We start from the raw sequence: 22,978 nt of genomic DNA on the forward strand, positions 1-22,978 counted from the left end.
TCCATGGTAAACGCGCCTGCACGAACACTGCGCGAGGGTCTTCGCCATTGTCAGCAGATCAGACGCCGCCTCGCTTGTGGAGACGGTCCATAGGGGGCACTCGTTCCCTCTATCGGCACGCATATGCCGAAGGACGGCCGAAAATCTACGGCCGTCCCAGGTCAGACGGGCGGATGAACTGACAGCCTGTCAGAAAAGGCCACTGAACCTACGCACCGACCTATGCGCGCCCGGGGAAGAAGATCTTCACCTCGCGCTCGGCGGACTCCTCCGAGTCGGAGGCGTGGATCAGGTTCTCGCGGACGATGACGCCGTAGTCGCCGCGGATGGAGCCGGGCGCGGCGGCGATCGGATCGGTGGGACCCGCCAGTTGGCGTACGCCCTCGATGACCCGCTCACCCTCGACGATCAGCGCGACGACCGGGCCGGAGGCCATGAACTCCACCAGCGGCTCGTAGAAGGGCTTGCCCTTGTGCTCGCCGTAGTGCTGCTCCAGCGTGTCCTGGTCCAGGGTGCGCAGCTCCAGCGCGGTGATCTGCCAGCCGGCCTTGCGCTCGATACGGCTGATGATCTCGCCGGTCAGGCCACGACGGACGGCGTCGGGCTTGAGGAGGACGAGGGTGCGCTGGCTCACGAGGGGCTCCTTGCCTGCTGACATGTGCGGTGGGACGAGATTACAGGGCGTGTCGGTGCGCTCGTCACACAGCGTCAGGTGCAGGGGAGTCGGCCTGGGCGGCGAATCTCGCCTTGGCCTCGTCGATCTTCCGGCCGTAGTGCACGGAGGCCCACCACAGTGCCGCGAAGATCGCGCCCATGAAGAACATGGTCGGCACGACGAAGCCGGAGGCGATCAGGGCGATCTGGAGCGCCCAGCCGAGGGCGACGCCGCCGGGCCGGGTCACCACCGCGCACAGCGCGAGGCACAGGAACATGGCGATGCCGCTGACCGTCCACACCGTGGAGGTGGCCAGGTCGGGGTCCTTCATCGCGACCAGCCCGGCGAAGCCGATGACGAAGAACTCGCCGATCAGCGTGGAAGCACAGAGCGTACGCATGCTCGGGACTCAGCCCCTTCCCAGCAGCAGCCGGGCCTCGCCGACCGTGATGACCGACCCGGTGACGAGTACTCCGCCGCCCGCGAACTCGCCGTCCTCCTCGGCCAGCGTGATCGCCTCCTCCAGCGCGTCCGGCAGCCGCGGTTCGACCTGCACGCGCTCCTCGCCGAACACCTCGACGGCGATCGCGGCGAGCTCGTCGGAGTCCATCGCGCGGTGACTGGAGTTCTGTGTGATCACGACCTCGGCGAAGATCGGCTCGAAGGCCTCGAGGAGCCCCCGTACGTTCTTGTCACCGCTCGCGCCCACCACGCCGATGAGCCGGCTGAAGTCGAAGGCCTCGCCGACCGCCTCGGCGGTGGCGCGGGCGCCCGCCGGGTTGTGGGCGGCGTCCAGGACGACGGTCGGGGAACGCCGTACGACTTCGAGACGGCCCGGGGAGGAGACGGCCGCGAAGGCCTTGCGGACGGTGTCGATGTCGAGGCGGTCCTGGCGCTGGGCGCCCACACCGAAGAACGCCTCCACGGCGGCGAGCGCCACGGCGGCGTTGTGTGCCTGGTAGGGGCCGTGCAGCGGCAGGTACACCTCTTCGTACTCGCCGCCGAGGCCGCGCAGGGTCACCAGCTGGCCGCCCACGGCGACCTGCCGCGAGACGACCCCGAACTCCAGGCCCTCGCGCGCGACGGTGGCGTCGACCTCGACGGCCTTCTTCAGCAGCACCTGCGCCGCGTCGACCGGCTGCTGGGCCAGGATGACGGTCGCGCCCTGCTTGATGATCCCGGCCTTCTCGCCGGCGATCGCCGCGTGCGTCTCGCCGAGCCGGTCGGTGTGGTCCAGGTCGATGGGGGTGACCACGGCGACATGGCCGTCGATGACATTGGTGGCGTCCCAGGAGCCGCCCATGCCGACCTCCACGACGGCCACGTCGACAGGCGCGTCCGCGAAGGCGGCGTACGCCATGCCGGTCAGCACCTCGAAGAAGGACAGCCGGTACTGCTGCGAGGCGTCGACCATCTCGATGTACGGCTTGATGTCCTCGTACGTCTCGATGAACCGCTCGGCCGTGATCGGGGCGCCGTCCAGGCTGATGCGCTCGGTGATCGACTGGACGTGGGGGCTGGTGTACCGGCCCGTGCGCAGTTCGAAGGCGCCGAGGAGGGCCTCGATCATGCGGGCCGTGGAGGTCTTGCCGTTCGTCCCCGTGATGTGGATCGAGGGGTACGACCGCTGCGGCTCGCCCAGGACGTCCATCAGCGCGGCGATGCGGCTGACGGAGGGCTCCAGCTTGGTCTCGCCCCAGCGGGTGGCGAGCTCTCCCTCGACCTCGCGCAGGGCCTTGTCGACCTCGGGGTCGGCAGGGCGTGCGGGCACATCTGCCTCCGGCGGGGCGCCCTGGGTGCGCAGGGTGCGGCTGCCGGCCTCGATGACCGCGAGGTCGGGGTCTCGGTCGGTCTCGGCGGCGACGATCTCGTCGAAGGGGTCGGTGTCACTCACGGGGCCAGTCTACGGACGCCGACTGACAGAGTGCCTACGGAGTGGGGTGGCTGGTCTGCGCGGGCGGCTGCGGGTGCGTGGGGGCTGGTCGCGCCCACACGGCGGAGCCGCATATCGATACGGCCCCGCGCCCCTGAAAGCCGCAGGGCCCCGAAGTCCATACGACCCCGGAGCCCCATGAGCCTTACGCCTCAGGCAAGCGGTCCAGTTGCTCCTGGATCCTCGCGATGTCCTCGTCCGCCTTGGCCAGGCGGCCCCGGATCTTGTCCACCACGTTGTCCGGGGCCTTCGCGAGGAAGGCTTCGTTGCCGAGCTTGGCGTTCGCCTGGGCCTTCTCCTTCTCGGCCGCCGCCAGGTCCTTCGCGAGGCGCTTGCGTTCCGCCGCCACGTCGATCGTGCCGGAGAGGTCGAGCGCGACCGTGGCGCCCGCGACCGGGAGGGTCGCCGTGGCCGCGAAGCCCTCGCCCTCCGGCTGGAGGCGCAGGAGCTGACGGATGGCGGCCTCGTGGGGCGCGAGGGCGGTGCCGTCGAGCTCCAGACGGGCGGGGACCTTCTGGCCGTCCTTCAGGCCCTGGTCCTTGCGGAACCGGCGGACCTCGGTGACGACCCGCTGGACCAGCCCGATCTCGAGTTCGGCGTCCTTGTCGCGGAAGCCGCTGTCGGCCGGCCACTCGCCGACGACCAGGGACTCACCGCCGGTCAGGGTGGTCCACAGGGCGTCCGTCACGAACGGGATGACCGGGTGCAGCAGCCGCAGCGTCACGTCGAGGACCTCACCGAGGACCCGCCCGGAGACCCTGGCCTGCTCGCCGCCCGCGAAGAACGTCGTCTTCGACAGCTCGACGTACCAGTCGAAGACCTCGTCCCACGCGAAGTGGTAGAGCGCGTCGGCGAGCTTGGCGAACTGGTAGTCGTCGTAGTACGCGTCGACCTGGGCGACCGTGGTGTTGAGGCGGGAGAGGATCCAGCGGTCCGTCGCCGACATCTCGGCGGCGTCGGGCAGCGGACCCTCGACCGTGGCGCCGTTCATGAGGGCGAAGCGGGTGGCGTTCCAGATCTTGTTGGTGAAGTTGCGGGAGGCCTTGACCCAGTCCTCGCCGATCGGCACGTCCGCGCCCGGGTTGGCGCCGTTGGCGAGGGTGAAGCGGACGGCGTCGGAGCCGTAGGCGTCCATCCAGACCAGCGGGTCCACCGCGTTCGGGTTCGACTTCGACATCTTCTTGCCGAACTCGTCGCGGACCAGGCCGGTCAGCGCGATGGTGTGGAAGGGGACCTGGCCGTCCATGGCGTAGAGGCCGAACATCATCATCCGGGCGACCCAGAAGAAGATGATGTCGTGGCCGGTGAGCAGGACGTCGGTCGGATAGAACTTCCGCAGGTCCTCGGTCTGTTCGGGCCAGCCGAGCGTGGAGAACGGCCACAGGCCGGAGGAGAACCAGGTGTCCAGGACGTCGGAGTCCTGGGTCCAGCCCTCGCCGGTGGGCGGCTCGTCGTCGGGTCCCACGCAGACGACCTCGCCGCCCGGGCCGTACCAGATCGGGATGCGGTGGCCCCACCACAGCTGGCGCGAGATGCACCAGTCGTGCATGTTGTCGACCCAGTCGAAGTAGCGCTTCGACATGTCCTCGGGGTGGATCTTGACACGGCCGTCGCGGACCGCGTCACCGGCGGCCTTGGCGAGCGGGCCGACCTTGACCCACCACTGCAGGGACAGGCGCGGCTCGACCGTGGTCTTGCAGCGCGAGCAGTGGCCGACAGAGTGCATGTAGGGGCGCTTCTCGGCGACGATGCGGCCCTGCTCCTTGAGGGCGCCGACGACGGTCGAGCGGGCCTCGAAGCGGTCCAGGCCGAGGAAGGGGCCGTGGACGGTGATGACGCCGTGCTCGTCCATGATCGTCAGGGACGGCAGGTCGTGACGGCGGCCGATCTCGAAGTCGTTCGGGTCGTGTGCCGGGGTCACCTTGACCGCGCCCGTGCCGAACTCGGGGTCGACGTGGGCGTCGGCGACGACCGGGATGGTGCGGTCGGTGAGCGGGAGCTTGATCTGCTTGCCGATGAGGTGCTGGTACCGCTCGTCGTCCGGGTGGACGGCGACGGCCGTGTCACCGAGCATCGTCTCCGCGCGCGTGGTCGCGACGACCAGGCTGTCCTCTCCCTCGCCGTAGCGGATGGAGACCAACTCGCCCGCGTCCTCCTGGTATTCCACCTCGATGTCGGAGATGGCCGTCAGACAGCGCGGACACCAGTTGATGATGCGCTCGGCGCGGTAGATCAGCTCGTCGTCGTAGAGCCGCTTGAAGATGGTGAGGACGGCCTTGGAGAGGCCCTCGTCCATCGTGAAGCGCTCGCGGCTCCAGTCGACGCCGTCGCCGAGGCGGCGCATCTGGCCGAGGATCCGGCCGCCGTACTCCTCCTTCCACTGCCAGACGCGCTCGACGAACTCCTCGCGCCCCAGGTCGTGTCGGGACTTGCCCTCCTCGGCGAGCTGCTGCTCGACCTTGTTCTGGGTGGCGATACCGGCGTGGTCCATGCCCGGCAGCCACAGGGCCTCGTAGCCCTGCATGCGCTTGCGGCGCGTCAGCGCGTCCATGAGCGTGTGCTGGAAGGCGTGGCCCAGGTGGAGCGAGCCGGTGACGTTCGGCGGCGGGATGACGATGGTGTACGGGGGCTTGTCGCTCTTCGCGTCGGCGGTGAAATAACCCTTCTCCACCCAGCGCTCGTACAGCGTCCCCTCTACCTCGGCCGGCGTGTACTGGGTCGGCAGTTCGGTGATGGGCGCTGTGGGCTGCTGCTGAGCGTTCTCGGTCACGGGGTCAGTTTAGGGGTGTCTCGGGCGTGTCCCGAAACGTGTTTGCTCTGTAACGGTAGGGGCCCCGATGCCGTGTGCCGCTTGCGCCTGAGCCAGGATGTCGGGAACACATAAGCATCTGGAGGGGAACCCAGAGATGAGTCACAACCAGCCGGGCCCGTACGGGCAGCCCCAGCAGCCCGGTCAGCCGCAGCAGCCCGGGCCGTACGGCCAGCCGGGCCCCTACGGCCAGCCGCCGCAGGCGCCCCAGCCCGGCTACGGCTACCCCCAGCAGGCACCGCCGCCCCAGCAGCCGGGACAGCCTCCTCAGCAGCCCGGACAGCAGCCCGCGCAGCCCGGACAGCAGCCTCCGCAGCCGGGCTACGGCTATCCGCAGCAGGGCGGGGTGCCACCGCAGACACCGCCGTACGGCCAGCCGCAGGCTCCCTACGGCCAGCAGGCCCCGTACGGCCAGCAGCCGCCGTACGGCCAGGCCCCCTACGGCGTCCCGCAGCCCCCGGCGCCGGGCGGCGGCAACGGGAAGAAGATCGGCATCATCATCGGCGCGGTGGCGGTCGTGGCCGCGATCGCGGTGGGGGCGTACCTCGTGATCGGCGGGGGCGGGGGCGGCGGGTCGGACATCGCGGACGACGGGGCGCACAAGCTGGCCACACCGGCCACGGTCCTCACCGACTACAAGAAGGCCGCGAGCTCCGGCGCGGACGGTTTCAGCGCCGACGATGTCAAGGACGCCGAGAAGCACGGCGTGAAGAACGCCAAGGACGTGAACGCCACCTACCAGTCCGGCGACGCGACCAACTACCTGGCCATGAAGATGGTCAACTTCATGGGCGTCTACGGGGACATCGACGACCCCGAGAAGGTCGTCGACGCCATGTTCGGCGAGATGAAGAAGAGCGCCGAGAAGGACTCCGAGGGCGAGGCCGTCGGCAGCCCGAAGGCGTACACGCCGGCCGGTCTCGACGGCGCGGTTCTCAAGTGCCAGGAGACGAAGGTCTCCGACAGCTCCGGCTCCGGTCCGAGCTCGATCAGCATGCCGGTGTGCATCTGGGGCGACCACAGCACGCTGGGTGTGGTCATCCCGATCGACATGGCGGACGCCATGGCCGGAAAGACGGCGGACCTTTCGGGCGCGGCCGACATGACGGCCAAGCTCCGCAAGGAAGTTCGCGTCAAGGCCTGACGCCAGAGCTCAACAGCGAAGGGGCCCCGGTCGGTTGACCGGGGCCCCTTCGGCTGTTCTGCGTGCTGTCGCTACGCCGTCTTCTGCTCGCCGGGGCCGCGCCCTCGGGCGTCCCTCGGGATCAGGGTCGGGTTGACGTTGGAGTGGACGACGTCCGCCGTGATGACGACACGGGCCACGTCCTTGCGGGACGGGATCTCGTACATGACGCCCTGGAGGACCTCTTCCATGATGGCGCGCAGGCCGCGCGCGCCGGTCTGGCGGAGGATGGCCTGGTCGGCGATGGCCTCCAGGGCCTCGCGCTCGAAGTCCAGCTCCACGCCGTCGAGTTCGAAGAGGCGCTGGTACTGCTTGACCAGTGCGTTGCGGGGCTCGACCAGGATCTGGAGGAGGGCCTCGCGGTCCAGGTTGTGGACGGAGGTGATGACCGGGAGGCGGCCGATGAACTCGGGGATCATGCCGAACTTCACCAGGTCCTCGGGCATGACGTCCTCGAACTGGTCCTTGGCCTCCAGCTCGCGCTTGGAGCGGATCGTCGCCCCGAAGCCGATGCCCTTGGCGCCCGCCCGGGACTCGATGAGCTTCTCCAGGCCCGCGAAGGCACCGCCCACGATGAACAGGACGTTCGTCGTGTCGATCTGGATGAACTCCTGGTGCGGGTGCTTGCGTCCGCCCTGCGGCGGCACGGAGGCGGTGGTGCCCTCCAGGATCTTCAGCAGGGCCTGCTGCACGCCCTCGCCGCTCACGTCCCGCGTGATCGACGGGTTTTCGCTCTTCCGCGCGACCTTGTCGATCTCATCGATGTAGATGATCCCGGTCTCGGCCTTCTTGACGTCGTAGTCGGCCGCCTGGATCAGCTTCAGCAGGATGTTCTCGACGTCCTCGCCGACGTATCCCGCCTCGGTGAGCGCCGTCGCGTCCGCGATCGCGAACGGGACGTTCAGCATGCGGGCCAGCGTCTGCGCGAGAAGCGTCTTGCCGGAGCCCGTGGGGCCCAGCAGGAGGATGTTGGACTTCGCCAACTCGATCGCGTCGTCACGGCTGCTGCCGCCGCCGTTCTCGCCGGCCTGGACGCGCTTGTAGTGGTTGTACACCGCCACGGAGAGGGCCTTCTTGGCCGACTCCTGGCCCACCACATAGCCCTCCAGGAACTCGTAGATCTCGCGGGGCTTGGGGAGTTCCTCCCAGCGCACCTCGCTCGTCTCCGCGAGTTCCTCCTCGATGATCTCGTTGCAGAGATCGATGCACTCGTCGCAGATGTACACACCAGGCCCTGCGATGAGCTTCTTGACCTGCTTCTGGCTCTTGCCGCAGAACGAGCACTTGAGCAGATCGCCGCCGTCACCGATGCGTGCCACGGTGTGCTTCCCCTTCGCCTGGGAGACGCCTAGGTCCAGCGGCTCCTGGTGCTGCCTTATGTCCGACGGTACCTTGCCGGGCCCCCCGTTCGGGCCCCCCTTGGCAGGGTTCACTTTGACGTGCGCTGTGCCAAGGGGCGGCATATCCTACGGGGTCCGGGTCAGCGGACGGCGGCGTTGTTCATCTTCCGGGTGGAGATGATCTGGTCGATCAGGCCGTACGCCAGGGCGTCGTCGGCCGTGAGGATCTTGTCGCGCTCGATGTCCTCGCGGATCTTCTCGATCGGCGTGGTGGAGTGCTTGGCCAGCAGGTCTTCCAGCTGCGCGCGCATCCGGAGGATCTCGTTGGCGGCGATCTCCAGGTCGGAGACCTGACCGCGGCCGGTCTCGCTGTAGGGCTGGTGGATCAGCACGCGCGCGTTGGGCAGCGCCATGCGCTTGCCGGGCGTACCGGCGGCCAGCAGGATCGCTGCGGCGGAGGCCGCCTGACCCATGCAGACCGTCTGGATGTCCGGCTTCACGAACTGCATCGTGTCGTAGATCGCGGTCAGCGCGGTGAAGGAGCCACCCGGGCTGTTGATGTAGACGGAGATGTCCCGGTCGGGGTCCATCGACTCCAGGCACAGCAGCTGCGCCATGACGTCGTTGGCGGAGGCGTCGTCGATCTGCACGCCGAGGAAGATCACGCGCTCCTCGAAGAGCTTCGCGTACGGGTCGTACTCGCGGATGCCCTGCGAGGTGCGCTCGACGAAGCGGGGGATCACGTAGCGGGACTCCGCCGAGGGACCCGTGTACTCGGCGCGTGTGCGGTCGTACAGGCTGCTGCCGGGGAAGTCGTTCACTGTCTGTCTCCTAGGGGCTGAGGCGGTCGGCTGGGGGCTTTCCCGGGGCCTCAGGCCCCGGTGGTGGTGCCGCCGCCGCCCGGAATACCGGCGGCCGTGGTGATGACGTCGTCGATGAGGCCGTACGCCTTGGCCTCCTCGGGGTCGAACCAGCGGTCGCGGTCCGAGTCCCGGGTGACCTGCTCGACGGTCTGGCCGGTGTGCTGGGCCGTGAGCTCGGCCATGCGCTTCTTGGTGTGCAGCAGCCGCTCGGCGTGGATCTTGATGTCCGAGGCCGAACCGGCCAGACCGGCGGAGGGCTGGTGGATCAGGATCTCGGCGTTCGGGAGGGCGAAACGCTTGCCCGGGGTGCCCGCGCTGAGCAGAAACTGGCCCATGGACGCGGCGAGGCCCATGGCGATCGTCATCACGTCGTTCTTGATGAACTGCATGGTGTCGTAGATCGCCATGCCGGCCGTGATCGAGCCGCCCGGGCTGTTGATGTAGAGGTTGATGTCCTTGTCGGGGTCGGCCGCGGCAAGGAGCAGAAGCTGTGCGGTGATCTTGTTCGCGATGTCGTCGTCGACCGGCTGGCCGAGGAAGATGATCCGCTCGTTGAGCAGCCGGTTGTAGACCTGGTCGCCGAGGCCACCACCGATGGAAGGCTCGCCGGCGGCGGAGGGCATCAGATTCGTCACGTATCCACCTGCTCGTCTTACGACGGCGCCGGGCCGTCTCACGTTTCCCTGCGTGTTCCGTGCGGGGCTGGGGCAGTCGGGGACTTCCCTGCCCTCGTAGTCATGGACCCTAACGCGCTGGTCCCTTCGGAGAATCCCGGTAAGCGGGGTGTTCGCCGGGGGCGTAGCGCCGCGGGGCTTCCCGTTCGTGGACGGCTCCGGGTTTGCGGCGGCCGGCCGCCTCGCGCCCCTCGGTCGGCCGCCGTCCCGTACGACGGGAGAGCCCCCGGGGAACACAAGTCCCCGGGGGCCCGTCCTGCGACCTTGCAAGGTGCCGTGGGCTCAGCCCTCGGTCTTCTCCTCGGCCTCGGCCGGGGTCTCCTCGGAGGCGGCCGAGGCGTCTTCGGCAGGGGCCGCGGCCGTCTCGTCCTCGTCGTCGTCCAGGTCGACGACCTCGCCGTTGGTGTCCTTGACCGTGGCGGCCTCGACCACGACGGCCAGGGCCTTGCCGCGGGCGACCTCGCCGACGAGGAGCGGGACCTGACCGCCCTCGACGACCGCCTGGGCGAACTGGTCGGGGGACATGCCGGAGGAGGCGGCACGGCGCATGAGGTGCTCGGTGAGCTCCTCCTGGTTGACGTTCAGCTTCTCGCGCTTGACGAGCTCGTCCAGCACGAACTGGGTCTTGATGCCCTTGACCGCGGCTTCCTTGGTCTCGGTGTCGAACTCCTCGGCCGTCTTGCCCTGGATCTCGAGGTACTTCTCGAGGTCGAGGCCCATCTGGCCGAGCTGGTGGTGCTCCAGGTTGTGCTTGCGGGTGTTGATCTCGTCCTCGAGCAGCTTCTCGGGGACGGGCACCTCGACGAGCTCCAGGAGCTTCTCCAGGACGCGCTCCTGGGCCTGGGTGGCCTGGTCGTACTGCTTCATGTTCTCGAGGCGCTTGCGGCTGTCCGCCCTGAGCTCGTCGAGGGTGTCGAACTCGGAGGCGAGCTGAGCGAACTCGTCGTCCAGCTCGGGCAGTTCGCGGGCGGCGACCTGGGTGACCTTGACGGTGACCTCGGCCTCCTTGCCGGCCGCGGAGCCGCCCTTGAGCTCGGAGGTGAAGGTGGCCTCGCCACCGGCCTCCAGGCCCTTCACGGCGTCGTCGATGCCGTCCAGCAGCTCGCCGGAGCCGATGGTGTAGGAGACGCCGCTGGCGACGCCGTCCTCCAGCACCTCGCCCTCGACCTTGGCCTCCAGGTCGATGGTGATGACGTCGCCGTCCTCGGCGGCGCGCTCGACCGGGGAGGTCGACGCGAAGCGCTCACGCAGCTCGGTCACGGCCTTGTCGACGTCCTCGTCGCTGACCTCGACCGCGTCGACCTCGACCTCGATGCCGGAGTAGTCCGGGATCTCGATGGCCGGGCGGACGTCGACCTCGGCGGTGAAGTTCAGCGTCTCGCCGTCCTTCAGCTCGGTGATGTCGACCTCGGGCTGACCGAGGACGTCGATCTCGGCCTCGTTGACCGCCTCGGTGTAGAACTTCGGAAGCGCGTCGTTGACGGCCTCCTCCAGCACCGCACCGCGGCCGAACCGCTGGTCGATGACGCGCGCCGGGATCTTGCCCTTCCGGAAGCCCTTCACCGTGACCTGCTGGTTGATCTTCTTGTACGCCGCGTCGAGGCTGTCCTTGAGCTCCTCGAAGGGCACCTCGATGCTGAGCCGAACCCGAGTCGGGTTCAGGGTCTCCACGGCGCTCTTCACGGTTCGGTCTCCTTGGGGGCTGACTTCTTGGTTTCTGCCGGAGCCAGAGCGGCTCCGGCGGATTCGCCGCCCGGAGGACTTCCAGTGGAGATCCAGAGGATGAGGCACACGGGCGTGCAGCTTGCATAGTAACGGCAGCGGCGACACGCCCCAAAGGCGATCACTGTGTACGGCCGCGCGAGGTGATCGCGCAGGTGGTCGGGGTGGCGGGATTTGAACCCACGGCCTTCCGCTCCCAAAGCGGACGCGCTACCAAGCTGCGCCACACCCCGTCTGGTGCGAGACGTAGGGTACATGCCCGCAGGCAGCGGGGCTGCCGCATTTCGCGAGCGCCAGGCAGAACCCCGCCCCGCGCGCCTCCCCCGGGGCGCTTGGAGCAGCCGGCACCGGCCCGGCCACCACCCGGCCGCGCCGTCACAAGCGCCCGCCCACAACCCCACACGCGCCGCGCGCCGTGCGCCGACGGACACGCACAGCGAGGCCGGGCCTCCCGCACCTCACCCCGGCCGCAACCGCTCCGCGGGTGAACCGCCAGGTGAGGCCGGGCTGGGGACAGTGCCGGCAACCGAGCGGGACTGGTTGTCACGCCTCGCGAGCGGCGCGTCGTGGGCCGACCCGCTCAAGCTCCGGCCACAGGCTGCGCACGATGCGCGAGGCGCCTGCCGCAAAGGACACACGCGGCGAGCGCACCCACCAGGGGACCGGGGTGGCGTCGGCGGATATGGATGGCGCACCGCGGGTGGGTCGGGACCGCCCGTGCGCGACCCGAGGCGAGGACGCTCAGGCGTTCGACGGACACAGTTCCGCGGCGCTCCCGGGCCTGGCGATCGCGTCGCCGACGGCGCGTGTCGTCCGCGGCAGCGCCCCTACGCGCCCCGGTGCGCCCCGTCGAGGACTCGCCCGGTCGTGGCGGGACGGAAGGGGTGTGCGACGAGGGGTGACGACCCGGTACGATGCTTTCGTGCCGTCGGTCACCGGACCGCGGCGCATGCTGTGCGGGCGTAGCTCAATGGTAGAGCCCTAGTCTTCCAAACTAGCTACGCGGGTTCGATTCCCGTCGCCCGCTCCATACGACGCAGGGCCAGGTCGGAGGATCAATCCTCCGACCTGGCCCTGATCGTTTCCTGTTTCACCGACCGTCGGTTCCGACGTGGAACCTCGGCCCGGTCCCCCGAGGGGACCGGGCCGGAGGTCTTTGTCGCGTTCGTCCGGTGGCCCGGGCTAGAACTGGATCGAGTTGATGGTGTCCGCTATCGAGTCCAGGAAGCGTTGGATGTCGTCGGCCATGCCGGTCGAGGCGAGGAAGAAGCCGAAGAGCACCGCGACTATGGCGGGGCCGGCCTTGATGGATCCTCCCCGCATCAACACCACCAGGATGATCCCCAACAGCAGCACCACTGACAGCGAAATGGCCACAACTCATCACACCCTCGGTCGGTCCCGCTCTCCCGGCCCGGGGACGCGACCCCGCGACCCCCGCCAGAACCATCGTGCCACCAACGCGGCCCGCATATGCGGCAGGTGAGGCAACGTTTGGCCATGCCGATACACGCTCCCCACCCCGTGGCCGGTTCCTTTCGGTGTTCACCCACCGCGTCCGCACATCACGTTCGCAGGGAATTCGAATGGTCGACACAGACTCGTGAAGGCTGTCGTTATGCGGCATTTCTGATGGATGAATCCTGACAATGCAGGCCTGTTGAAGTCGACTCAGAAGTGAACAACCGGCCACGAGACGACCGGTTTTACGGAAACAGACAGCCGAGGCTAGGGTGCCTCAGATGTTTCCAGCCGCCGCCGACGCAGTCCCCCGTCCGCGCTCGCCGCAGGACCCGCCGCCCACCAAGCAGCGCGACGCCTTCTTCGACAACGCCAAGTACCTGGCGATCGTCCTGGTGGCCGTCGCGCACTCCTGGGAGCCGCTCAAGGGCGACAGCCGGATCCTGGAGGGCGTGTACACGGTCGTGTACTCGTTCCACATGCCGGCGTTCATCGTCATCTCCGGCTTCTTCTCCCGCAGTTTCGACATGCGCCCGGACCGGTTGCAGCGGCTGATCACCGGCGTCGCCGTGCCGTACGTCCTCTTCGAGACGGCGTACTCCCTCTTCAAGCGCTACGCCGACCACGATCCGGGCATGGACATCAGCCTCCTGGACCCGTGGTTCCTGACCTGGTTCCTGGTGGCGCTGTTCATCTGGCGGCTGACGACGCCGATCTGGAAGCTGGTGCGGTGGCCGCTGCCGCTCGCGCTCGGCATCGCGATGCTGGCGTCCGTGACCCCGGACATCGGCGACGACCTGGACCTCCAGCGGGTGCTCCAGTTCCTGCCGTACTTCGTGCTGGGCCTCGTCATGAAGCCCGAGCACTTCCGTACGGTGCGGCGCCGCTCGATGCGGATCGCGGCGGTGCCGGTGTTCGCGGCCGCCCTCGCCGTCGGCTGGTGGGCGGTGCCGCGGATGAACACCGAGTGGTTCTACCACCGCAACGCCGCCCAGGAGATGGGCGCGCCCTGGTGGACGGGACCGGTCATGGTGCTGGCCATGTTCGGCAGTTCGCTGCTGCTGACGGCCTGTTTCTTCGCCTGGGTGCCGGGTCGGCGGATGTGGTTCACCGCGCTCGGCGCGGGCACGCTGTACGGCTATCTGCTGCACGGTTTCCTGATCAAGGGCGCGGTTTTCGCGGGCTGGTTCGACCACGCCTGGCTGCACCGGCCGCTCGGCGAGCTCTCCGTGAGTGCTCTGGCCGCGATCGCCGTCACCCTGCTGTGCACCTCGCCGGTGCGCCGGGTCTTCCGGTTCGCGATGGAGCCCGACATGAACTGGGCGTTCAGGAAGGACGCCACCGACCTGGCCCGGGTTCGCGAACGGACGACGGCTCCTCGCGAGAAGGTCGACGCCTAGTCAGACACCCGGCTCAGACCGAGAAGCGCGCGCATCCCCGCGTACTTCTCGGTCAGTCGTTTCCGCGTCACCTCGTCCAGGACCGCCAGGCGCGCCGGGTCCGCGTTGTGCGCCAGGTCGGCCTCCTTCACCAGCAGCGCGCCCGGGGTCGCCAGGATGCGCCGGGCGTACACCTCGGGCGGCTCCCCGGCCCGCTTGGTGACGGCGAGCACGATGTCCTTCGTACGGCGGCTCAGCGCGGCCTGGTCGAGCCAGTGCGCGGAGAGCGCGTCGTCCTCGACGGAGTCGTGCAGCCAGGCCGCCGCGATCTGCTCGTCGCCGCCGCCCCGCGCGCGTACGCCCTCGGCGACGGCCCGCAGGTGTTCGGCGTAGGGCCGTCCCGCCTTGTCGGTCTGGCCCTCGTGCGCGGCGCGGGCAAGGGCCTCGACTTCGGCCAGGGTCAACTCGTCGGTCATTGCTCCAGTGTGTCGCGCCGCGGCGCCGTACGGGCCGGGAGGCCTGCCTCGGTGAGACCGAGCACGATGATCGTGCCGGCGAAGGCGCCGTGGACGAGGGCGGCGAGCGCGATGGCCGTGCCGAGGGCGGTCATCACCAGAGGGTGCCGAGTGCCCCGAGGGCGACGGGAGTTCCGCCCTTCGTCCACAGTTCCGTGTCGAAGGCGGAGCCGACGTGGGTCGCGAGGCCGGCGCGGGCCGTCGTCACCCGGGCGAGGCCCAGGCCGCGTCGGTACGTGGACAGGATCCGCGGTCACTTTTGTGCCGTCCCGGAGTCGAAGGCCTGGAAGACCTGGCCGAGGCGGGCGGTCCCGTGCAGGTGCCGGGCGGCGGTGATCCCCGCCCTGGGGTCATGGTCAGCGGGGCACGGCCTGGGCCGTAGGCCCTTCCCGGCAGATCAGCAGCAGCGCCCGGTCGTCGTTGACGTCCTTCGCGACCGCCTCGATCAGGTGCCACGCGGCACCGTGAAAGCCGCCCGCCACATAGCGGTCGGCCTCGCCCGTCAGGCGGTCGATGCCCTCCACTATGTCCCGGTCGGACGTCTCGACCAGACCGTCGGTGAAGAGCATCAACACGTCACCGGGCCGGAGCGCGCCCTTCACCGGGTCGAACTGGGCGCCGTCGTAGACCCCGAGGAGCGGGCCCTCCGCGGCCTTCTCCTCCCACCGGCCGCTGCCCGCGCTGAGCTGCAGCCCCGGCGGATGGCCGGCCGAGTAGAGCTCGTAGTCGCCGGAGTCGAGGTCCAGGACCAGGTGGATGGAGGTCGCGAAACCCTCGTCCCAGTCCTGGCGGAGCAGATAACCGTTCGCGGCGGGCAGGAAGGCATGCGGGGGCAGTGAACCCAGCAGGCCGCCGAACGCCCCCGACAGCAGCAGCGCACGCGATCCCGCGTCCATGCCCTTCCCGGAGACGTCCGTCAGGACGACCTCCAGCGTCCGGCCGCCGTTGGTACGGGCCGCGACGACGAAGTCACCGGAGAACGACTGCCCGCCCGCGGGACGCAGCGCCATCTCCCGGTGCCAGCCCTGCGGCAGCTGCGGCAGCTTGCTCTGCACCCTGATGCGTTCCCGCAGGTCGAACAGCATCGTGCCGCCGCGCCGCCAGGGCACCCCGACCCGGCTGCGGAACTGGGCGATCAGCAGGCCGAAGAAGCCACAGGCGGCCACGACCAGGACCACGCCCGGGGTGACCCGGGACGGTCCCTCGGTGTACGGCCCCAGCTGCACCGACTCCACGATCAGGGCCGTCGCCGCCGCCGCGTACAGGCCGAGCAGGCTCGCCGGGCGCAGCAGCAGTCCGCCGGCGACGATCGGCAGGACCAGCGCGGCCGGTGAGCACCACACCGAGTTCATCAAAGTAATGGCCGCGATCACCGGGACGGTCAGGAGCAGACCGGCCAGCGCGACCCAGTCCGAGCCGTCGCCGCGGAAGTAGTCCACGGCGCTTCTGCGCAGGCCGACGCGGACCCGGTGCCACTGCATCCTCAACCGGGCCGTGAACGTCTCGGCTTCCGCGCGCCGCTCTCGTCCTGCTGCCATTAGTTCGGGACCTTATCCGTCGAACCCCCTGCTTGGCACAGGAGGTACGACTTGTCCCCCGTGCGAGGTTCAACTTCACAGTCTCCGGAGAGCGGTGAACGCCCCGGCCGGCGACGGGTCCCGGGAAATTCCCTCGCTCGTCCCGCAATGCCCTGGTAGGCATGGTTCATGGGGACTGACTTGCGCGTGCTGCGGCAGGACGAATGGGACGAGTGGTACGGCAACCTGATCCGCGCCTTCGGCGGGGTCCCGGAGTCGGCCGAGGAGCAGGAGCTGTGGCGTGAGCTCAGCGTGGACGACCGGTTCATCGGCTCCTGGGACGGCGAGCGGTGTGTGGGCACGGCGGGGGCGTTCGCCTTCCGGATGACCGTGCCGGGCGGTGCCTCCGTGCCCGCCGCCGGCGTCACCATGGTCGGCGTGGCCGGCACGCACCGCCGGCGCGGGGTGCTGACCTCGATGATGCGGCGCCAGCTGGACGACGTACGGTCCTGGGGCGAGCCGCTGGCCGTGCTCACGGCCTCCGAGCCGGTGATCTACGGCCGGTTCGGGTACGGCGCCGCCACCTATCACGTCAACGCCGAGATCGACACGACCCGGGTGCGGCTGTCCGTACCGCCCGGCACCGACGACGTACGGCTGCGGTACGCGGCGCCCGCCGACGTGCTCGACGCGTGCGAGGCGGTGTACGCCCGGCTCGTACCGCGGCGGCCCGGGATGATCGCCCGGGTCCCCGGCTGGGAGCGGCTGTGGCTGCTCGACCCGGAGAGTGACCGGGGCGGCGCCTCACCGCTGCAGTGCGTGGTCGCGGAGCGGGACGGGGAGGTCGTGGGGTTCGTGCGGTACCGGGTCAAGGCGGACTGGGAGCCGGCCGGGCCCAGGGGCACGGTGGTGGTCTCCGACCTGGAGGCGCTGGATCCGGCCACGCACGGCGCGCTGTGGCGGTTCCTGTTCGACCTCGACCTCACCTCGCGGATCGACGTGCGGCGGCGGCCGGTCGACGAGGTCTGGCAGTACCTCGTCTCCGACGTCCGGCGCTGTTCGCTGCTGGTGCGGGACGCGCTGCATGTGCGGCTGGTGGACGTCGGGGCCGCGCTGGAGGCGCGGACGTATCAGACGCCGGTTGACGTGGTGTTGGAGGTCGAGGACTCGTTCTGCCCCTGGAACTCCGGGCGTTGGCGGCTCAGCGGGGACGCCAAGGGCGCGTCGTGCGACCGTACGACGGACCCGGCCGATCTCGCCCTGTCCGTACGGGAGTTGGCGGCGGCCTATCTCGGCGGCGTGAGCCTCGCCTCGCTGGCGGGGGCCGGGCTGGTGCGGGAGATACGGCAGGGGGCGTTGGCCGAGGCGGCGGTGGGGTTCGGGTCGGCGGTGGCGCCCTGGCTGCCGCACGGGTTCTAGGGCCTGTCGTCAGGGTTTCTGGCAGGCCGGGCACCAGAAGAGGTTGCGGGCGGCGAGACCGGCGGTGCGGATCTCGCCGCCACAGATGTGACAGGGCAGGTCGGCCCTGCGGTACACGTAGACCTCGCCGCCGTGGTCGTCGACGCGGGGCGGGCGGCCCATCGCCTCCGGGGTGTGCTCCGGGCGGACGGTGTCGATGCGGTTGTTCCGCACGCCCTCCCGCATGAGCTCGACGAGGTCGGTCCAGATCGCGTCCCACTCGGCGGGGGTGATGTCCTTGCCCGCGCAGTACGGGTCGACGCGGTGACGGAAGAGGACCTCCGCGCGGTAGACGTTGCCTACGCCCGCGATGACCTTCTGGTCCATCAGGAGGGCGGCGATCGTCGTACGGCTGCGGGAGATCCGCTGGTACGCGGCGTGCGGGTCGGCGTCCTCGCGGAGCGGGTCCGGGCCGAGGCGGTCGTGTATCGACTGTTTCTCGGTGGGGGTGATCAGGGCGCAGGTCGTGGGGCCGCGGAGGTCGACGTACGCCGTGGTGTTCGCGAGGCGGAGGCGGACCGTGTCGGTGGGTGGGGGTGCAGGGGCCGCGCCGAAGGTGACCTTGCCGAAGAGGCCGAGGTGGATGTGGACCCAGTCGGTGTCGCGGAAGCCGAGGAAGAGGTGTTTGCCGTGGGCCTCGGTGCGGGTGAGTTCGGAGCCGGTGAGGAGGGCGGCGGCGTCCGAGAACGTGCCCTGGGGGCTGGTGACGCGGGGGGCTGTGCCGGAGAAGCGGTCCGCGTAGTCCGATGCCAGGCGATGGATGGTGTGCCCCTCTGGCACGGTGGCTCCTTCTTCGTCCGCAGGTGGGGCGGGCCATGGGGGTTTCGCCCCCGCCGCCCCTGCCCGTCCCGTCCTCCAGGGGCCGGCGCCCCTTCGACCCGGCCCCCGCGGCTCCGCCCCCGGGCCCCCGCTCCTCAAGCGCCGGAGGGGTTGAACCGTTACTGCTGCGGGTGGTGCGCCGGGATCGGCGGCAGGTCGCCCGTCGTCTCGTAATCGGCCAGCATGTCGATGCGGCGCTGATGGCGCTCGTCGCCCGAGAACGGCGTCGCGAGGAAGGTCTCGACGAACTTCGTCGCCTCCTCCGTGGTGTGCATGCGAGCGCCCACCGCGACGACGTTGGCGTTGTTGTGCCGGCGGCCCAGCGACGCGGTCTCCTCGCTCCAGGCGAGGGCCGCCCGGACGCCCTTGACCTTGTTCGCCGCGATCTGCTCGCCGTTGCCGGAGCCGCCGATCACGATGCCGAGGGCGTCGGGGTCGGCAGCCGCGCGCTCGGCGGCGCGGAGGCAGAACGGCGGGTAGTCGTCCTGGGCGTCGTAGATGTGGGGACCGCAGTCGACCGGATCGTGACCGGCCGCCTTGAGCCAGTCGACGAGGTGGTTCTTGAGTTCGAAGCCCGCATGGTCGGAGCCGAGATACACGCGCATGGGATGAGTGTGACACGGCTGTTTCAGGGCAGCAGCCCCGGGTGTCGGCCAGGAAAACCGTGAACCCGACAATGGAACCTCAAGGAAACCTCAAGTAACAATCTGGATTCAAAGGTTCACGAACTTCTTCGCCTCCGATTCACTGGACCGACCCGTACACCGCTCGTACGGGAACCCCACCACCCGGCACGAAGGAATTCCCCGTATGACTGGTCTCCAGGCCGGACTCAAGAACCGTCATCTCTCGATGATCGCCATCGGCGGTGTCATCGGAGCGGGCCTTTTCGTGGGCTCCAGCTCCGGTATCGCCACCGCCGGACCCGGCATCCTGCTGTCGTACGCGCTCGTCGGCACGCTGGTCGTCCTCGTGATGCGGATGCTCGGTGAGATGTCCGCCGCGAATCCGAACTCCGGTTCCTTCTCGGCGCACGCCGACCGGGCGCTGGGGCGCTGGGCCGGTTTCTCCATCGGCTGGCTGTACTGGTTCTTCTGGGTCGTCGTGCTCGCCGTCGAGGCGACCGCCGGTGCCAAGATCCTCGAAGGGTGGATACCCGCCGTACCGCAGTGGGGGTGGGCGCTGATCGTGATGGTGGTGCTGACCGCCACCAACCTCGTCTCCGTCGGGTCCTACGGTGAGTTCGAGTTCTGGTTCGCCGGAATCAAGGTCGTGGCGATCGGGGCGTTCATCGTCATCGGTCTGCTCGCCGTGTTCGGTGTCCTGCCCGGCGTCGACGCCGACCAGGCGGGGCTCTCCAACCTGACCGACCACAGCGGCTTCCTGCCCCACGGGCCCGGGGCCATCCTCACCGGTGTACTGCTCGTCGTCTTCTCCTTCATGGGCAGCGAGATCGCGACGCTCGCCGCCGGTGAGTCGGAGGACCCGCAGCGGGCCGTGACCAAGTCGACCAACAGCATCATCTGGCGTATCGCGGTCTTCTACCTCGGCTCGATCTTCGTCGTGGTCACCCTGCTGCCGTGGGACTCCAAGTCCATTCAGGACGACGGCTCCTACGTCGCCGCGCTCGACTCCCTCGGGATTGCGCACGCCGGTCAGATCATGAACTTCATCGTGCTGACCTCGGTGCTGTCCTGTCTCAACTCCGGCCTCTACACGGCCTCCCGGATGGCGTTCTCGCTCGGCGAGCGGGGAGACGCGCCCAAGGCGTTCGCGCGGGTCAACGGCCGGGGTGTGCCGATGGCCGCGATCCTCGCGTCGGTGGTGTTCGGCTTCGTCGCCGTCTTCTTCAACTACCTCTCCCCCGACAAGATCTTCCTCTTCCTCGTCAACTCCTCCGGTGCGGTGGCCCTGTTCGTGTGGCTGGTCATCTGCTTCTCGCAGCTGCGGATGCGGAAGATCATCCAGGCCGAGGCGCCGGAGAAGCTGGTCGTGAAGATGTGGCTGTACCCGTATCTGACCTGGGCGACGGCCGCGTTGATCGTGTTCGTGCTCGCGTACATGCTGACCGACACGGAGCACGACGGGCGGGAGACCGTGCTGCTGTCGCTGCTCGTCGCGGCGGTGGTGCTGGTCATCGCCGTGGTGAAGGAGAAGGCCGGGCGCGGGCGGGCGGGTGCCGCCTCGGCCGGTGAGGTGACGGACAAGGTCTCCGTGGGCTGAACAGGCGTGTGACCGGGGCCCCGTGGCGTTGTGCCGCGGGGCCCTTCGCGTGTGCGTTGTGCGTTCTGCGTTCGCGTGCGCTGCTGACGGAGTGGGACCGGTGCCGGTGGATCTGGAATGAGTACGCGAAAGAGGCTCGCCGAGTCGGAGTCGCGGTACGACCCGGCGAGCCTCTTCGGGAGGCGTGTCAGCGCTTGACGAGCTTCCAGGCGGTGGGGAGCACGCCCATCGCCAGAGCGGCCTTGAGGGCGTCACCGAGGAGGAACGGGGTGAGGCCGGCCGCGATCGCGGCGGAGGCCGACAGGTCGGCGGCGTAGGCGAGGTAGGGGACGCCGATGGCGTAGATGATCGCCTCGCCGACCAGCATCGTGCCCGCCGTGCGCAGGAGCGAGCGGTCGGCACCGCGGCGGGCCAGGGCGCCGACGGCGGCGGAGGCGAGGATCATGCCGAGGATGTAGCCGAAGGAGACGGAGATCCCGGAGGTGCCCTGGGCGAACAACGGGAGACCGGCGAGGCCTGCCACCGCGTACAGGGCGAGGGAGGCGACACCGCGGCGGGCGCCGAGGGTCGTGCCGACGAGCAGCGCGGCGAAGGTCTGGCCGGTCACCGGCACCGGGGAGCCCGGCACGGGCACGGAGAGCTGCGCGGCGAGGCCGGTGAGCGCGGCGCCGCCGACCACGAGCGCGACGTCCCGGACGCGGGAGGCGGGGATCAGGTCGGCGAGAACCTGGCCGGTGCGAAGGGGGGCGACGGCGGTGCTCATGGGGACTCCGCGAGGGTGTGAACGGCGGGGGACGTCGTGACGCTATCCCAGCGCGCTCCGGCCGATCACCGTCAGCGCCCGACAAAGCGGGGAACGGGGGCTTGGTGGGCTCCCGACAAAGAGTGCCGGTTACACCGGGTTCGGCGTGACCCTTGTCACGGAGGTGAGGTGGTCGGGGATACGGGGGCCTGTTTCTCGCCGCTGTGGGGAATCTCCAAACGAATCCTAGCGGTCTGGTGGGATTCACCGTTCCTGACCTACTCTTCCAGTCATGGTCGCCCAGTCCCGGTACTTCTCGTCGCGTCGCCACGTCGATCTGCGACGTGTGGGCACGGCCGTCTGTCGCCGTCCGGCGTGAGGCGGGCTCCGGCACGCCTCATCCTCCGAGACGTGTCGGCCCCCGTTCCCGAGGACGGTCTTCCATGCCCCGTACCGAGGCACCCCCTGTCACCCCGACTCCCATGTCCCGGCGCCGGACCAGCGCCAGCGTGGTCCTGCGGTCCGTGCTGGAGCACGGCCCGGTGGCCCGCAGCACCATCTCCCGGCTGACCGGGCTGTCCCCGGCCTCCGTCACCGACTACTGCGCCCGCTTCAGCGAGCTCGGGCTGATCCGCGAGTCGGCCGCGCCCCGGCGGTCGAACGGCGTGGGGCGCCCGCACGTCCCCGTCGACCTGGACGACTCACGGTTCGTGGTCGGCGGCGTGCACGTGGCGGTGCCGTACACCACGGTCGCGCTGCTCGATCTGCGCGGCCGGGTGCTGGCGCACCGCGAGCTGAAGCACGAACACACCGCTCCCGAGCCGGTGTTGGCGCGGGCCGCCGAAGCGCTCGGGGCCCTGCTGGACGCCGCCCCCGGCTGCCGGCCGCTCGGCGTCGGCGTGGCCGTCGGCGGCTGGGTGGACCGGGACTCCGGGACCGTCGTCGAGCACCCGCTGCTGGGCTGGCACGAGGTGCCGGTACGGGAGGTACTGGGCGCCCGCACCGGGCTGCCGGTCCATGTGGACGGGCATGCGCGGGCGTTGGTCAACGCGGAGCGGCTGTTCGGGCGGGCGCGCGGCAGCCGGAGCGTGCTGCACCTGTTCGTCGGCAACGTGGTGGACGCGGCGTTCGCCACCAACGACGAGGTGCACCACGGGCCGCGCTCGCAGGCGGGCGCCATCGCCCATCTGCCGGTGCCGGGCGGCACCGAGCCCTGCGCGTGCGGCCGGACCGGCTGCCTCCAGGCCGAGTTGAGCGAGCGGACGCTGTGCCGGCGGGCCCGGCAGGCGGAGGTCATCGAGGGCGGCAATCCGATGCATGTGGTCGCGGCTGCGGCCGCGGGCGATCCGGAGGCGGTACGGCTGCTGGTGGAGCGTGCGGGTGCCGTCGGACGGGCGGCACGGCTGCTGCTGGACATGCTGAACCCGGAGACGGTCGTGGTGACCGAGATCGGTGTCATGCACCGGCAGGACTGCCTCGCCGCCCTGCGCGAGGGGGTCGGCGGCGAACGCGCGACGTCCGTGATGCCCACGGGTTTCCCGAATTCCGTACTCGCCGTGGCGGGCGGTGCGGTGGCCCTCGACGTGCTCTACCGGGATCCGCTCACCCTCTCCCACCTGAGCGGAATTAATTCAGAAACTCCGAATGTTGACAGAGCCTCCGCATGACCGCGAACATCCTGTTCA

21 protein-coding genes and 2 tRNA genes are annotated in these 22,978 nt (G+C 69.7%); 7 read left to right on the forward strand and 16 right to left on the reverse strand.

The annotated features are described in order from the left end of the window. Positions 1-220: 220 nt before the first annotated feature. From ndk to QF027_RS17250, 4 genes are all read right to left on the reverse strand, one after another. Positions 221-634, reverse strand: coding sequence for a nucleoside-diphosphate kinase (gene ndk, locus QF027_RS17235; RefSeq protein WP_306981264.1), 414 nt, complete (start codon positions 632-634; stop codon positions 221-223). Between the two features lie 64 nt (positions 635-698). After that, entirely contained in the window at positions 699-1,055 is a 357-nt protein-coding gene (locus QF027_RS17240) for a DUF4233 domain-containing protein (RefSeq protein WP_306981261.1), read from the reverse strand. 9 nt (positions 1,056-1,064) lie between these two features. Beyond that, positions 1,065-2,549 carry a bifunctional tetrahydrofolate synthase/dihydrofolate synthase gene (gene folC / locus QF027_RS17245; protein ID WP_306981259.1) on the reverse strand — a complete coding sequence of 495 codons (1,485 nt, stop codon included), beginning with the start codon at positions 2,547-2,549 and terminating at the stop codon, positions 1,065-1,067. Positions 2,550-2,733: 184 nt separating this feature from the next. Further along, positions 2,734-5,358, reverse strand: a complete 2,625-nt coding sequence (locus QF027_RS17250) for a valine--tRNA ligase (RefSeq protein ID WP_306981257.1) — start codon at positions 5,356-5,358, stop codon at positions 2,734-2,736. A gap of 136 nt (positions 5,359-5,494) precedes the next feature. On the opposite strand from QF027_RS17250, the gene QF027_RS17255 reads away from it, so the two are divergent. Further along, positions 5,495-6,541: a hypothetical protein gene (locus QF027_RS17255; protein ID WP_306981254.1), complete on the forward strand. Its 1,047-nt coding sequence runs from the start codon at positions 5,495-5,497 to the stop codon at positions 6,539-6,541. A 71-nt stretch (positions 6,542-6,612) separates the two neighbouring features. On the opposite strand, the gene clpX is transcribed toward QF027_RS17255, so the two are convergent. The 5 genes from clpX to QF027_RS17280 all read right to left on the reverse strand — a co-directional run bounded on the left by clpX (position 6,613) and on the right by QF027_RS17280 (position 11,412). After that, positions 6,613-7,899, reverse strand: coding sequence for an ATP-dependent Clp protease ATP-binding subunit ClpX (gene clpX, locus QF027_RS17260; RefSeq protein WP_007382022.1), 1,287 nt, complete (start codon positions 7,897-7,899; stop codon positions 6,613-6,615). Positions 7,900-8,060: 161 nt separating this feature from the next. Next, a complete protein-coding gene (locus QF027_RS17265) occupies positions 8,061-8,741 on the reverse strand; it encodes an ATP-dependent Clp protease proteolytic subunit (RefSeq protein ID WP_306981252.1) in 681 nt (226 codons plus the stop codon). Between the two features lie 50 nt (positions 8,742-8,791). Further along, positions 8,792-9,406, reverse strand: coding sequence for an ATP-dependent Clp protease proteolytic subunit (locus QF027_RS17270; RefSeq protein ID WP_306986686.1), 615 nt, complete (start codon positions 9,404-9,406; stop codon positions 8,792-8,794). A 333-nt stretch (positions 9,407-9,739) separates the two neighbouring features. Beyond that, on the reverse strand, positions 9,740-11,140 hold the full coding sequence (tig, locus tag QF027_RS17275) for a trigger factor (protein ID WP_306981250.1): 1,401 nt from the start codon (positions 11,138-11,140) through the stop codon (positions 9,740-9,742). 195 nt (positions 11,141-11,335) lie between these two features. Further along, positions 11,336-11,412: transfer RNA gene (locus QF027_RS17280), tRNA-Pro, on the reverse strand. A 723-nt stretch (positions 11,413-12,135) separates the two neighbouring features. On the opposite strand from QF027_RS17280, the gene QF027_RS17285 reads away from it, so the two are divergent. Then, a tRNA-Gly gene (locus tag QF027_RS17285) sits at positions 12,136-12,209 on the forward strand. A 152-nt stretch (positions 12,210-12,361) separates the two neighbouring features. Here the strand turns inward: QF027_RS17285 and QF027_RS17290 are convergent. Next, positions 12,362-12,556, reverse strand: coding sequence for a hypothetical protein (locus tag QF027_RS17290; protein WP_020136157.1), 195 nt, complete (start codon positions 12,554-12,556; stop codon positions 12,362-12,364). A 365-nt stretch (positions 12,557-12,921) separates the two neighbouring features. Here QF027_RS17290 and QF027_RS17295 point away from each other — a divergent pair, with 365 nt between their 5' ends. Beyond that, complete coding sequence (locus QF027_RS17295) at positions 12,922-14,040, forward strand: acyltransferase family protein (RefSeq protein ID WP_306981246.1); 1,119 nt, start codon at positions 12,922-12,924, stop codon at positions 14,038-14,040. On the opposite strand, the gene QF027_RS17300 is transcribed toward QF027_RS17295, so the two are convergent. The 3 genes from QF027_RS17300 to QF027_RS17310 all read right to left on the reverse strand — a co-directional run bounded on the left by QF027_RS17300 (position 14,037) and on the right by QF027_RS17310 (position 16,072). Then, positions 14,037-14,495, reverse strand: coding sequence for an HD domain-containing protein (locus QF027_RS17300; RefSeq protein WP_307075493.1), 459 nt, complete (start codon positions 14,493-14,495; stop codon positions 14,037-14,039). The two genes, QF027_RS17295 and QF027_RS17300, sit on opposite strands and share 4 nt — an antisense overlap. Next, a complete protein-coding gene (locus QF027_RS17305; RefSeq protein WP_307075495.1) occupies positions 14,492-14,629 on the reverse strand; it encodes a hypothetical protein in 138 nt (45 codons plus the stop codon). Before QF027_RS17305 ends, QF027_RS17300 begins: the two co-directional genes overlap by 4 nt. A 261-nt stretch (positions 14,630-14,890) precedes the next feature. Beyond that, on the reverse strand, positions 14,891-16,072 hold the full coding sequence (locus QF027_RS17310) for a PP2C family protein-serine/threonine phosphatase (RefSeq protein ID WP_306981239.1): 1,182 nt from the start codon (positions 16,070-16,072) through the stop codon (positions 14,891-14,893). A 168-nt stretch (positions 16,073-16,240) separates the two neighbouring features. Here QF027_RS17310 and QF027_RS17315 point away from each other — a divergent pair, with 168 nt between their 5' ends. Beyond that, the gene (locus tag QF027_RS17315) at positions 16,241-17,470 is read left to right on the forward strand and encodes a GNAT family N-acetyltransferase (RefSeq protein WP_306981237.1); all 1,230 of its coding nucleotides are present in this window, start codon (positions 16,241-16,243) and stop codon (positions 17,468-17,470) included. Between the two features lie 9 nt (positions 17,471-17,479). On the opposite strand, the gene QF027_RS17320 is transcribed toward QF027_RS17315, so the two are convergent. Together QF027_RS17320 and QF027_RS17325 are read right to left on the reverse strand one after the other, a co-directional pair. Then, positions 17,480-18,289, reverse strand: a complete 810-nt coding sequence (locus QF027_RS17320) for an Fpg/Nei family DNA glycosylase (protein ID WP_307075497.1) — start codon at positions 18,287-18,289, stop codon at positions 17,480-17,482. A gap of 158 nt (positions 18,290-18,447) precedes the next feature. Next, complete coding sequence (locus tag QF027_RS17325) at positions 18,448-18,933, reverse strand: ribose-5-phosphate isomerase (RefSeq protein ID WP_307075499.1); 486 nt, start codon at positions 18,931-18,933, stop codon at positions 18,448-18,450. Between the two features lie 205 nt (positions 18,934-19,138). Here QF027_RS17325 and QF027_RS17330 point away from each other — a divergent pair, with 205 nt between their 5' ends. Continuing rightward, positions 19,139-20,551 carry an amino acid permease gene (locus QF027_RS17330; protein ID WP_306981231.1) on the forward strand — a complete coding sequence of 471 codons (1,413 nt, stop codon included), beginning with the start codon at positions 19,139-19,141 and terminating at the stop codon, positions 20,549-20,551. A gap of 187 nt (positions 20,552-20,738) precedes the next feature. On the opposite strand, the gene QF027_RS17335 is transcribed toward QF027_RS17330, so the two are convergent. Beyond that, positions 20,739-21,314, reverse strand: a complete 576-nt coding sequence (locus tag QF027_RS17335) for a biotin transporter BioY (protein WP_307075502.1) — start codon at positions 21,312-21,314, stop codon at positions 20,739-20,741. Positions 21,315-21,585: 271 nt separating this feature from the next. On the opposite strand from QF027_RS17335, the gene QF027_RS49605 reads away from it, so the two are divergent. Further along, positions 21,586-21,672: a putative leader peptide gene (locus QF027_RS49605; protein ID WP_351988424.1), complete on the forward strand. Its 87-nt coding sequence runs from the start codon at positions 21,586-21,588 to the stop codon at positions 21,670-21,672. Positions 21,673-21,736: 64 nt separating this feature from the next. Beyond that, positions 21,737-22,960, forward strand: a complete 1,224-nt coding sequence (locus QF027_RS17340; RefSeq protein WP_306981227.1) for an ROK family protein — start codon at positions 21,737-21,739, stop codon at positions 22,958-22,960. Positions 22,961-22,978: the final 18 nt, after the last annotated feature.

It is taken from the genome of Streptomyces canus (assembly GCF_030816965.1).
GTDB classification, from domain to species: Bacteria; Actinomycetota; Actinomycetes; order Streptomycetales; family Streptomycetaceae; genus Streptomyces; species Streptomyces canus_E.